This is a genomic window from Methylobacterium sp. WL7 (genome assembly GCF_008040085.1).
GTDB classification, from domain to species: Bacteria; Pseudomonadota; Alphaproteobacteria; order Rhizobiales; family Beijerinckiaceae; genus Methylobacterium; species Methylobacterium mesophilicum.
In genome coordinates, this window is record NZ_VRVG01000150.1 from 1 (window position 1) to 12698 (window position 12698).

Annotated in this window: 7 protein-coding genes and 4 pseudogenes; 4 read left to right on the plus strand and 7 right to left on the minus strand. The window is 62.7% G+C overall.

What is annotated here, in order from left to right:
* Both FV233_RS31355 and FV233_RS25370 read right to left on the minus strand, forming a co-directional pair.
* Positions 1-730 (minus strand): annotated as a pseudogene (locus FV233_RS31355) (hypothetical protein); the annotation flags it as partial.
* 1738 nt (positions 731-2468) lie between these two features.
* Entirely contained in the window at positions 2469-3755 is a 1287-nt protein-coding gene (locus FV233_RS25370) for a glycosyl hydrolase family 28-related protein (protein ID WP_187278226.1), read from the minus strand.
* Between the two features lie 249 nt (positions 3756-4004).
* On the opposite strand from FV233_RS25370, the gene FV233_RS25375 reads away from it, so the two are divergent.
* Positions 4005-4547, plus strand: a complete 543-nt coding sequence (locus FV233_RS25375) for an NUDIX hydrolase (protein WP_147899161.1) — start codon at positions 4005-4007, stop codon at positions 4545-4547.
* Positions 4548-5780: 1233 nt separating this feature from the next.
* On the plus strand, positions 5781-6173 hold the full coding sequence (locus FV233_RS30630; RefSeq protein ID WP_187278227.1) for a hypothetical protein: 393 nt from the start codon (positions 5781-5783) through the stop codon (positions 6171-6173).
* A 749-nt stretch (positions 6174-6922) separates the two neighbouring features.
* On the opposite strand, the pseudogene FV233_RS31765 reads toward FV233_RS30630, so the two are convergent.
* From FV233_RS31765 to FV233_RS25405, 5 genes and pseudogenes are all read right to left on the minus strand, one after another.
* A pseudogene (locus tag FV233_RS31765) lies at positions 6923-7558 on the minus strand (DedA family protein); the annotation flags it as partial.
* An 872-nt stretch (positions 7559-8430) separates the two neighbouring features.
* Complete coding sequence (locus FV233_RS25390) at positions 8431-9858, minus strand: phosphomannomutase (RefSeq protein WP_147899163.1); 1428 nt, start codon at positions 9856-9858, stop codon at positions 8431-8433.
* Positions 9859-10088: 230 nt separating this feature from the next.
* Positions 10089-10316: a hypothetical protein gene (locus tag FV233_RS25395; protein ID WP_147899164.1), complete on the minus strand. Its 228-nt coding sequence runs from the start codon at positions 10314-10316 to the stop codon at positions 10089-10091.
* A gap of 581 nt (positions 10317-10897) precedes the next feature.
* On the minus strand, positions 10898-11278 hold the full coding sequence (locus FV233_RS25400) for a hypothetical protein (RefSeq protein ID WP_147899165.1): 381 nt from the start codon (positions 11276-11278) through the stop codon (positions 10898-10900).
* Between the two features lie 181 nt (positions 11279-11459).
* A pseudogene (locus tag FV233_RS25405) lies at positions 11460-11687 on the minus strand (IS66 family transposase); the annotation flags it as partial.
* Position 11688: 1 nt separating this feature from the next.
* Here FV233_RS25405 and FV233_RS25410 point away from each other — a divergent pair.
* Positions 11689-11802: pseudogene (locus FV233_RS25410) on the plus strand (integrase core domain-containing protein); the annotation flags it as partial.
* Between the two features lie 175 nt (positions 11803-11977).
* On the plus strand, positions 11978-12698 hold a 721-nt coding region (locus tag FV233_RS25415; protein WP_147899166.1), incomplete at its 3' end, for a methyltransferase domain-containing protein.

Below are 12698 nucleotides of genomic sequence, written 5' to 3' on the forward strand. Positions count from 1 at the left end.
CGGCCCACTCGCCGCGATAGGTCGCGCCGTTCGTGGCCCAGGTGGTCTTGCCCGGCGCCGAGGGCATCGGAGCGGTCGCCATCGCGATCGCCATGGCGACGCCCTGCCGCGACTCCTTGCGGGTCTGGACCGCGTAGCGCTGCATCGTGTCGGTCTTGGCCTCCAGGTTGTTGACCTGGGACTGGACCGAATCAACCCGGTTGCCCAGCGCCGCGATGGTCGAGGGGCCGTAGGCCGAGGCCGCGAGGTTGCCGCTCGCGTCCGTGGTCACGAAGGCGGTCGCCCCGCTCTGCGCCGCGGCACTCGCCTGCGAGGCGACACCCGCCAGGGTGTAGGTGTTGGCGGCGTTGCCGATCGCCACCTGGTTGGCCTGGGTGGTCTTGACGTTGGCTCCGATGGCGATGGTGTTCGCCTGGTTGGCCGCCGCCCCGTTGCCCAGCGCGACGCTGTTGTTGCCGGCGGCCGAGGCCGCCGCGCCGATCGCCGTGGACCCCGTGCCGGTCGCGCCGGCGACGAAGCCGAGCGCCGTGCTGCCCGCCCCGGACGCCGCGGAGGCGGTTCCGACCGCCGTGCCGCCCAGCCCCTGTGCGCTTGCCGCGTAGCCAATCGCAACGCTGCCGGTGTTGACCGCGGCGGCCCCGGTTCCGACCGCGGTCGACGCCGTGCCAGCCGCGCTCGATCCGTAACCCACCGCCAGGGCGTCGCCGCCCGTAGCGACCGGCGCCGCCAAGGCGCTGGTGTTGTTGGTGCCAACGGCAGTGATCTCAGAAAACGAGGAGAGTCTAAGATCTGAAACGATAGTCTGTCCCTGCGATTGGGTGACGTTCCCGGTCACGATGTACACACCCTGGCCTGTGCCTGTGCCGCTTCCGGCGCCGGTGCCTGCTGAGCCACAAGTTCCACACGTACCCGAGCCCCCTGCCCCACCTGCGCCACCCGCTCCACCTGCGCCACCCGCGGTGGCTCCGCCCGTTCCGGTTCCACCCGTTCCGGTTCCACCTGTGCCGGTTCCACCCGCGCCAGCCGTGCCGAGGGTGAGGCCGGTGCCGAGCAGCCCATCACCAGGCTGTGTTGTGCCGACAGTCAGTCCGGTGCCAAGAACCCCATTTCCGGTTGTGCCGACGTTTACGCCGGTCCCTAGAACTCCACTGCCTGGGTTCGATGAGCCGACTGTGACGCCTGTCCCAAGCACGCCGTTTCCTGATGTCCCGAGGTTCAGACCCGTTCCGAGAACGCCACTGCCCGGTGCGGTTGTACTGACGCCCAGACCGGTCCCAAGAACGCCGTTGCCGGACGTATTGACTGTTAGGCCGGTACCAAGGAGGCCGCTGCCCGGGCTCGTCGTACCGAGTGATACTCCGGTGCCGAGAATGCTACCGGTCGTATCCAGGGCTCCCCGCAATAGTTGTGCTTGTGCAGGCGACACAGTGAATGTCCCAAGTAGACCGCCGCACAGCAAAACTGCGCCGGTGATACGACTGTGCGAAAAGTTCAAGTTCTTATTGAGGATCTTCGACTGCAAGGATGCTGCTTTAGGCATGTGCAACTCTTTCGCTGGCCTTGTCGCGAAGCCCTTGGCAAGCTGAAGGGACCGCCGATGTGTACAGCTTGTGATTGAAAGGTTTATGCCTCCTTAAAGTTGCATCGAAGGCGGTAATTCAACCGCGAGCGCTCGGAAGGTGGCCGCTGGCCACAGCGACGGTTGTCGACAGTTGCCCGTCCTGTTGCGATTGAAGGTCTGGGATGTGAACCGCGCTCAGACCGGCTGTGACTTCGATGCGCGAGTCGCACGCGCGGGCGGCGTGGGTGTCGCAGGCGAGCACGGCGAGCCGAACGCGATGGCGAACGATCTACGATGAAGTGCGGCATCGGCATGCGGGCGGCCAGATGCTGCTCGGGATCGCCTATGCGATGGGGCTAGCTCGGGCCACCGTGCGCAAATACGCTGCCACCGACATCCCCCCCCGGCCGGCTGCCCCATGGCGCCGGCTCCAAGCCTGCTGGATGCGGACGCGAGCTATCTCGTGAGGCGGATCGGCGATGGCTGCGAGAATGCCATGGCGCTGTGGCGCAAGATCCAGGCGCGCGGATACCCAGCACGAGCCGACAGACCCATCGCTTCGTCACTGGCCTCCAGACGAAACCGACCCGGTCAGGCCGAAAGCCCCAGCACAAGACGCCTGCCATGCCGGAGCGGCCTGCGGCGGGAAGTCCACCGCCGACCGCGTAACAGCGCGCGTGGCTCCTCGTCCAGCCAATCACAGCTTTGGATGTGGCGGACGCCGCCGTGGAGACTCACGTTGAGCAAGATGAAACCGCCAAGGCAGTTGGCAGCGCAGTGCGCCGCGTCATCGCCCTCATGTGCGTCTCTGGTGTGATCGAGATCGGCATCGCGCCACACCGTCGACGCCCTTGTACGCCGGCCACCGTGCACGGCAGTATCTCGACGATCCAATCCACCCGGCAATCTACCAGTTACTGCCGACGACCTTGTGCGAACCGGTGCCGCGATCGTCAACGGAACCGCCACCGACCGCATCGATACCCGCGATGGTGTAGTAGTCCGAGGCGCCCGGCATCACGCGCACGGCATAAGCCTGAAACGGCTTACTGCCGAACAGCGCCCGGAACTCGCCGCCGTTCACGGAGAAGTGCGACAGCCCCGGTCCAAACACGATGCCGGAGTTGCGCCCGGCGACGCCGCCGCCGTCCGGGTTGCTGTTGTCGACGACGGTGGGTGCGATGATGCGGATGCCGTCACCACAGGTAAACGTCATGCCATCGAGCGTGTTCGCGATGGCGCGGTGCGCATTGAGCGTCACCGCCTGGATTGCACCGCCCTTGTCGCATTGGCTGCCGACACCGGCCTGCTTGTTGGCCGAAGTCCATGAATTTGCGGCGGAGAAGCCGTAGATGACGCCGCTTCCCGTTGGGTTGAGCAATAGCCCGAACCCCGTGCCGGTGTCGCCCAGCGCGGTGTTCGAAACGAAGGTCCACTTCACCGACTGGCCGTCGCTGGGCTGCACACAGGTGCCGTGACCGGAGGCGGTGATGTCGCTGTCCGAGATCCAGGTCCCGCCCGATTGGGTGAGTCGCACGCCGCACCGCGCCTGCGGAGCGCTGCCGGATGTGGTGATGAGTCCCCGCAGGAAGGTGTCCGCGCCCCCCGCCACGACGAAGTGATAAAGCGAGGCTCCGTCCGAACGTCCGCGCTCCAGCGTGACATTGAGCGTGTTGTGGCCGCCGACCTCGACCCCAACGTAAGCGCCAGAGAACAGAAAATCGGACACCCGGCAGTTCTGGCAGTTCTCGAACAGAACGAAGTGGCCGCCCGTCTGACGCGCGCCGCCGGCGCCGTAGATGGAAAGCCGCTCGATCGTTACGTTGGCGACGATGCTTGGATCGGCCGCCCGAAACACCTCCACGGCCGGCCCTGAGGCATACACCGCCGTCGCGTTGGCGCCCGCGCCCAACACGCCGATGTTGTTCGGGATGGTCACGCCGCCGAGGCGGATCGAACCGCCGGGGATCACGACCTGACCGCCGGCACCCGAGGCCTGTGCCGCCTTGATCGCGGCCTGTACAGCGGCGGTGTCATCGGTCTTGCCGTCCATCTTGGCACCGAAGCAGGTCACGTCTACCGGCTTGCCGACCGGCGCCGGGCCGAGCGGGCATGCCGGGCTCTGCGTGCCCGGGTCGAAGGCGAGGGCGGGCGGGGCCAGCAGCAGAGCGAGGACTGCGATGGCGATGCGCATTGATGAGAGCCTTTCCGTGAAACCCGTTGTCATCTTCGCCGTAACACCGGTTCGGCCGCTCGCTTAATCGACCGTGAAAAGGATTTGTGTCCCGTAGCTTGATTAAGCGATCTGGGGTGTCGTCGGCGATCTCATCGCGCTTACGCCAGAGGATGTGATGGACGCACCGTATCGTCCGGCCCTCGACATCGATACGTCGGAGCGTGCCGACAGGGCGTGCTAGAAACCAGAGGCTTGTGGAGGCTCGCGATGACGGATCGGCATTGGACGGTGGTGCGCTCACGCCAGGTCCTGAAAGATGGCTGGATCAGCTTGCGCGCGGACGATTGCGTGACCCCGCGGGGCGTGGAGGTCGACGCCTACTATGTGCTCGATCCCCCCGACTTCGCCCTGGTGCTGGCTTTCGATGAAGCGGATCGCGCCGTGCTGGTGCGGCAGTACCGCCACCCGCTGGGCGGCCTGTCGCTCGAACTACCAGGTGGCGTCATCGACCCGGGCGAGACCGCTCTGGCGGCCGGGACGCGGGAACTGCGGGAAGAGACCGGCTATCACGGTGGCGACGTCACACACATCGGCGCGCTCTCGCCGAACCCCGCCCGTTACGCCAACCGCGCGCACCTGATTCAGGCCTCTGGTGTTCAGATCGGCCCGGCGGCCCCGGAAGCGGCCGAAGATCTGGAAATCGTCCTCGTCCCCAAATCTGAACTCGCCGCCCTGGCCTGCTCGGGCGCGATCATCAGCGCCATGCACGTCGGGCTGATCATGATGGGCTTGTTTCAGAAGGGGCGCTGATCTCGGGGCGAGTTGCGGGAGGCTACCTTCCCGACTGATCCGGTGGAGGCCGTGCTGCACCAGGTCGGAAGGTGGATCCAGCCCGCGCCGAGCAGAGCGGGTCGCTCATCCGTTAGGCCTGGGCGAGGCTGTCTAGATGGCGCCGCTGACGCCGCCTCGCTCTCGCGCGCGTGGGAAATTTTGGCATCGTAGCGGTGTCGCCAGCATCGAGACCGCGAGCGAGATCTAACCTTGAAGCGCTACGATCCCGGTTCTGCACCATGGATCGCTGGCCCGCGCGAAGGCCCTGGTAGCTCTGCCAGCTCCAGAAGGAGTCGGGTGCCATGGATGGCAGCCATCGTCTCTTCTCGCGCTCCGTATCGACGAGCCTCATCTTCCAGTCGATCCAGGCGCTGCGCCGTTGCCTCCCCCGTCCGCTTGCCATGCTCCCGCGACGGCTCGTTGAGCAGGTCGACGAGCTCAGCCATGAAGGGGCAAGACATGGAGGCAGCAGCGGCAGGCTTCATGCGGCGGACCGGGTTCCAGCGCGGAGCCGATCCCGTTGGTGGGATGCCGGTATTGGCGTCCGCAACAATGGCCACGCTCTGGGTGGGACGGCGTAGCGACGGGTGTGATAAGGATGGGTTAACTACGTTGGACCGATCCGACCTCCAATCGGAAGCCTTCCCGGTTCGCCTTCGCGGAGCCTCGTCCCGCCGATCTGATGGCATGGGTGGTCTCGATGCGAATTGCGCGAGACCGCCGCGAGGTCTTTACGGCGATCGGTGCTGTCAGGACGCGGGCAGCCTACCGACGTCGGTTCGGCCGCGCTTTCCCCGAGCACTACGCAAGCAGAGCCTTTTGCTTGACGGTGGCTGGCTCAAACCCAGTTCCCAAACTCGACGCCGACCTACCCCTGCTCGCGCCATACCGTCCGGCATCGACTCGAATTGATGTTTTACATTCGGTGCTACCGTGTAAGTGAAGCGTTCTATTTCAGTCTGTTCTTCCATGTGAGGTGCTATAGCTTGAAGCAGTCGTCGAGCTGTGGTGTCATAGTCAAGGTCGAACAGAGGGCAATCTGGAGCCTGTCTGTCCGGAGAGCCTGCTGACAGACTCAAGGCCCCCGTAACCAAACCACCTGCGCTATTGAAGCGCTGCTGGACAGCGAGGCCGAGGCGCTAACCCGCAAGGGGCGATCGAGATAGGGCTGCACGGCGACCACTGCGCCTCTGTCTCGACCGTCTTCTACCGGTGCGCCGAGACTGGCCCAACGCCCTCACGCTACCCGCGATCGACAAGCCTGCAAACCTGACCCGGGCGACCCACGCGCTGGCGCAGGGCGTCGCTGCCGGCGAGATTACCCGATCGGGAACCGTAGAGCTGTCAAGGCTGATCGATGCGCACGTGAACGCCATTACGACGGCGGACCTCGCCGAGCGCCTGGCTTGCACCATGACGGACGCTGCTCTGCTCGCCGTGGTCCTCGCTGCTCCCCTGTACGCCGAGCGCGCGTCCCTGACTGAGGACTGGCTATGGCGCATCGTCCGCTACATCGAGACCGTGGGAACGCGCGACCGTATCAGCGGCTGTGATGACGCCCTCCCCTGCGTGACCCAGGGTGCCGGTCGCACCACAACTCACTGATAAGGGGCACCATCAACATCCTCGACCTGGAGCGGCGCCTCGTCCGTATCGAGGCCGGTCGCCGCACCAGCGCTCCGACCACCGTTTCGTCGGACTATCCGAGTGTTGACCCGGCCGGCGATCTCGCCGCGACCGACGCCTTCGCTAACCGGTAACGCTGGGTCGCGTAGGGCGAGGCGATCCTCAGCGACAGTGTGCTTTGCCTCAGCAGTCCGGAGCTAATCGGTGACGAGTGGGTAGCTCGGTTCGACGCCGAGCACTGAGGTGGCACCGCGACCTCGTGCGGCTGGGTATCTCGACGCATGACCTCACGCCGCCAATCGGATGGCTTGCTCGATTTCGTCCTCTGAAAGGCGCGGTTGCCGCGGATATCTCAGCCGCAGGCCGACGAGGGTGAGGACGATAGCGGACACCAAAAGGATCGATCCCACTCCAGCGATACTGATGTGACCAACGAGGCGCCCGTAAAATCCACCCGTTACGCCCTCGTGCCATGACGCAGCCGACATGCCGGCCGCCGCCACAAGGGCAAGCGCGGGAGCCTTGAACCACCAGGGCAGCGGCTCAGCCTGCCCACGATCAATCTGTTGTACCCCGGCACGATCCTGCGCAGCTTGACGCTGTGCCAAAAGCGTTGCGATCTGAGCCTGAAGCTCTTGCTGGCTCGAGCTGCTTTGGTCAGCCTCGACCACGGCTCCATCAAATCGCCCGCCTGACCGCGACGGCTCGGACTCATCCGCGCCTGCAACCAACGCCCCAGGGATAGCAGCCTCCGCGGCGATCATCAGTCGGGCCTCATGCCGGCGCATGAACAGCCACAGTGCGACCGCTCCAAGCAGGACGAAGGCCAAAAGGCCGAGGCCGACCGGGCCCATGACGTTCTCGATCGAGCGCCCGCACAGATACGCCCCGAAGCCCATGATCGAGGCCCAGGCGATGCCGCCGACGGCGTTGAAAAACATGAACCGGCGCGCATCGAGCTTGTTCACACCGGCGAGGACCGCCGCATAGGCGCGCAGCATCGCGGTGAAGCGACCGAAAAACACGATCTTCCCGCCATGCTGACGGAAGAGGTACTGGCCAAGTTTTAGACGGCCGTGATCGAGACCGATCAGATGCCCTTTTCGCAGGAGCACAGGCAGGCCCCAACGTCGGCCGACCCAGTAGCCAGCATTGTCGCCCAGGATGGCGGCGGTGGCCGCGATCGTGACCACGACAGCGATGTTGATGTTGCCGGTGCTGCCAGCATAGGCCGCCGAGGTTAGAAGGACTGTCTCGCCCGGCAGGGGCAGCCCGGCACTTTCCAATGTGATGATGATAAAAATGGCGAGGTAGCCATAGTGCGCGATCAGGTCGGCGATCGGCAGATTGTGCAAAAAGTCCATCCGGCGTCCCTCCGTTCACTCGGCGCGGAGGGTGTTGCGTTCGGAACGTGGCGGGACGGAGACGTGGAGCGTGGTCGGGTTCACCTCACGCCCGGATTTGAAGCTCCGATGTACGATGCCGCTCAAGGGCGTGTCCGGCCGCGCGTCGTCCCGAGCGACGGTCCATGGGCCGGCCAGTATCAGCACGACCTACTCCGCCTCGGCTTCTGTCCTCGCTTCCTCCCCGACTTTTCTGGTCCAGGCTGATCCTCTCAATCAACCCGGTCCAAAGCCAGCCGGTCAGATCGCCTTAAGCCGCCCGTATATCTTGAGCCACCTGTAGGTCGAGCCAGAGGTCCAAGCCCAATGGGCCCTGCTTACGGAGCGCGACCCGAGCACGTCGCGGTTGGCCTTCGCGGAGGAAAGTTAGATGTTCTGGAATCCCGCCGGCCGTAAGCACGCGCACGTGAACGCTGCCTTCGTCGAATGCCAGGACCGAGCAAGGGACATCGAAGCTGCCGAGCCTGATGGTTGCCGTTGGATTCCGAGCGGCTTGAATGAAGTGCTTGTTGGCCATGCTGTCCGCCTCCTCCTCATGAGAGGTGGCAGACTAGGCTGATTTCGATGCGTCGTGTGTCGTAGGGCAGCAACGGCTCTTGCAAATGCGTAGGTGCCGTCGTCCTGCGTTAGGATCATGAGTCATATGTAGATCAGGTAGCCCATCACGGTCGTGACCTGCACGGAGCCTAACGCAGTCCTTAAAAAACCGGTCCACATCGTGCGAACGGCGGTCGCATAAGGCTGCTGCATGTCGTGGCGTCGGGGCTCAGCGCGATGGTGATGCGAAAACGTGTCATGACGCCGCATCTCGATCACGCTGACTGTCTCGGCCGCTATGACCGTTCGACTTGTTCCGCCATCGCAGCCGCCGCTGCTGTCAGTCCCCATTGGACGAGATCTTGGGCGTCCCGCGCCGTCTTAGCCTGGGCGTAGCATCGCAGTTCCGGGGCGTTGCCGGAGGCCCTAAAGTGAATCGACCGTCCGCCGTCCAGACCGATCCGGATACCGTCCTGCTGATCCACCGTGCGCGACGACCCGATCGGCTGGAGGAACTCGGCTCTGAAAATCTCAACCCCAAGCCGTGCGAGAAATGCGCTACTCTGTTCGGAAGGGGTATTGGGGAGGCGGTCGCTCGCCATCTCTCCGGCGTCGAGCGAGGTGATGAGATCGGCCAGCTTCGCACCGGCCGCGCGCGCTGCCGCGAGTGTGGCTAGGATGGGCAGCATCGCGTCCCGCGTGGGTAGGGCGGGCAGGATCCGTCCATCGATGGTGATGTCCGATCCGAGGAGGAAGCCTCCATTCGCCTCGAAGCCTGCAACGGTCCCTGCCCCGGCAGCTTTCGCCTGCTCCATGCCGGCGATGACGAAGGGCGAGCCAACCTTTGTGCGCGCGACTCGGCCGAAGCCACCGGACTGCTCCAAAGCGGAGCCGGCTGTGACTGGCACGACGACGGCAGCGATGCTGAGGTAGCGAGCCGTGATAAGCCCGAGGACATCGCCACGCACGATCCGCCCCGCACCATCGGCTACCAGGGGCCGATCCGCATCACCATCGGTCGTTACCAGCGCGTCGTAATCGCCGGATGCCATGACTTCGCGGATGAAGGCGATGTCTTCGAGCCGGTGCGCCTCGGTATCGATCGGCACGAACTTGTCCGATCGACCGATCGGCGTGACGCTCGCCCCGAAGCGCGCGAGCAGATCGGTCAGCAGGTCGCGCGCGACCGAACTCTGCTGATAGACCGCGATGCGCAGGCCTCGCAGGATCTCGGGCGAGAAGGCGTCGCTGTAGCGCCGATGATAGCGCTCGATGGCATCGGGTTCTGATGTTGCCGGTTCTGATGTCGGCATCTCACCGACGACTGTGACATCCCCCAGGGCTGCCAGGATGGCGATCTCGTCGTCTTTTGTGATCTCCCCATCGGGCCGATAGAATTTCAAGCCGTTGCGGTCCTCAGGAATATGGCTGCCCGTGACCATGACGGCGTAGGCCCCGCGCCGCATCGCCTCGAGCGCGAGGGCTGGGGTCGGGAGGGCGCCGCAATCGATCGCCTCGAAGCCGGAAGCCGCAGCAGCACACGCCACCGTCGCCGCGATGCCAAGGCTGCTATCGCGCAAGTCCCGACCGATCACGACCATGCGGGGGCCATCGTCTGTCGACACGGATCGAAAGAACGCGCTGGCGTACGCGTAACTCGGCCAGCCAACGAGGTCCGTCACGAGACCCCGCAAGCCACTCGTCCCGAATTTCAAGCTGCTCACGGCGTTTCCATCGATCTTGGTAAGGAGCTGCATTCTGACGACTGATGCCGCGGATCGCGCGTCTCCACAACGCCCGACGTGATGTAGGGTGATGCGGATGCCGCTTCATCGCACATGCCTGGGCCAGACTGCCGGCACTCCGTCCTGCGATTGAGACGCGGGGTCTTTCAGAGCGCAGACGATATTGCTGTGCGGCGCTGGCCTGCAGCAGTCGAATCGAGTGAACGCGCTCAGCGCAAGTACCCCGTATGCACCAGCGCGTACTCGACCACCTTATGAACGGCCTCGATAGGATCATCGTCGGCGGCCGGCGGTGGGTTTATGCTCGGCATCGCGGCAGCGACCGCGCTGAGGAAGGCATAAGCTTCCATCGCGTCTGCATCTTCCTGACCGTCAGCCTCGGACTGCATCGGCCGCGCGGGCGGGGACACGATACGGGCGAGTACTCTCTTCAGCATCCGAGCCTCCTACGCGTCGCACCTTGCATAAATCAAAGCGGAACGCTTCGCACCAAAACCCTTCGTTCGCGTCCGAAGAATGGCGAGGCACCGGATTGAGCGGGACCTTTACGAGATGCTTTGGGACTGCTCAGCATGCTCTCCTCGTCGGGAGCGCAGGGATCCTAAACTGGCGGCCGGGCTACTGCGCCCGGGTCATACAGGATCGTGGTTAGACCCTATAAGGTCGGCTTCAGCCACAAAGGCATCAAGCGCCGACGCGTGATTGGGTTCGTTTCGCCAAAAGGGCGGCATTCACGATCGGAAGCTAAGCGTTGATGTCGGGGCACGTTCAAAGGCTAAGATTTCGTAGCAGCAGCTAAAAGGAAGCCCGTTGCTACGCGCTTCTGTTGCCATCAGCCCAGAAAGGCGATCCGGTTCGGCGTTCACAAATAGCTACGAAATTATAGTCACGATTGTCGAAGCCGAAATATTCAGAAATATTCGATCAATCAAGCTGCTGTCGAGAATGCCTGACGAAATTCTTCTGAGCTGACGACGGTGCTAAGCAGTTGTTTTTTTGTAATAGCACCGATATTTAACTAATGAGCCCAATGGCGTACAGCATCATCTTCTGCTTCTCGCGCCAATACGATCCTATACAGATCGCTGACAAACGGTTGGCTGAGTTTGCTGATCTGCTCAGCTTCGAATAGGCCGGATTGAATATACTCGATTACCGCTAGGGAGCGGCCGCGACCTTTCGGTGCGATTTCGATGACGTCAGAGAGCGCCTTCTTAATTTGCGTAGGCAACTCGATACGATGTTCACGTAAGAGCGAGGCGACTGTCCCGACCGCCTTCGCCTGATCGTCGGCTATCGGTTGACCCTGGCGGCGCATGTCTGTGATGCGCTCGGATAGAGCGATTGCCAGATTGAGCACGTCGCCAAGCTCTGGGTTTTGATCGTATGTACCGGCCATGACCGCGGCTTCGAGCAGACACACATTTGCATATGCGGATATTGGGGTCATGGTTAACGAAATGTGAATGCCGAGGCGTGTGCGAATGGCATGTGCCTGCCGACAGCAATGTGAGCCGGCGTTAGCGAGACGCGGACCGTCGCATTGTCAACGTGATTACCCACGCCTGTAACGGCTTGATTCAAGCGCCGACGATCTTGAAGATGGTTCCGAAGGGGCTGCCCCCTGCGAGGCGTGCGGTATCGACGACGGTGCGGATGTCGGCCTCGCCCTCGGCGGCCCACATCGCGCGGTAGCCATTGGTCATCTTCCGCTGGACGACGGACGGACGCCGCAGCCGCTCTGAGCCGTCGTTGGTCGGCTTGACCTGACCGAGATAGCTGAGGAAGACGATGAGTTGATCGCGAGCGCCGACCGACAACGCGCCAGTTGCAGCATTCAACCGCCTCCTGCGTGACGGGTACCTGAACGCGAACTGGTTCTTGTCGTCGGCTGACGCAAGGAGCAAGATCGAGGCGTGGCGGCGGTCCAGAGGGTCGGTGAATGAGACCTGGAGGCTCACCTTTCGGCGGGTCCGAAATCCGGGCGACCGCCATGTGATCCGGAAGCTCAACTTTCAGATGGACAGTGATTCGAGACCCCTTACCCGAAAGCCTCCGGGGCTAGATCGAGTTTCAAGGGGGGGGGTCTTTGAAGTTCATGCGGATGATTAAGGATTTTTGGCTGCGCTTGGTAAGCAAACCCAATTCACGCATCTCAAGAAGGGAGCGAATCCTCCGACTTATCGAACCTAAAGGTAAGCGAGGTATAGAAATTGGGGCTTTGAACCGTCCGATTGTGACCCGCGCAGACGGGGAGGTGCTGTATGCTGATCATCTTTCAACGGAAGGATTGCGGCATAAATACGCTAATGACACCAGTGTGAATTACGACAGTTTCAATGATTTAGTCGAGGTTGACATTGTCACCTGTGGTCAAGCTCTAAGTAAGGTTTTGAAGGACGGCGAAAAATTCCAATATGTTGTTGCATCACACGTATTGGAGCATATTGGAGATCCTATCGGGTGGCTGATTGAGTGCACCGAGATACTTAACGATAACGGGATCATCTTTCTTGCCCTGCCCGATCGACGTTTTACCTTTGACCGATTTCGTGCGGACACGACAACGGGGGAGCTAATTGCAAACTATCACTCCAAAGTGACTGACCCCACGCCCGCGCAGATATTCGAATATGTTGCCCGAAGTGTGCAGTGCGAAGCTAAAGATGTCATGAAATTGTGGAGGGGGAAATGCGATGAATCGGCTGGCATCAACGAATCCAAACTTAGGGAAGCGCTTCGATTAGAAATTGATGTGACCTGCAACAAGACATACATGGATGCTCATTGTTCTGTCTTTACGCCATATAGTTTTGGTT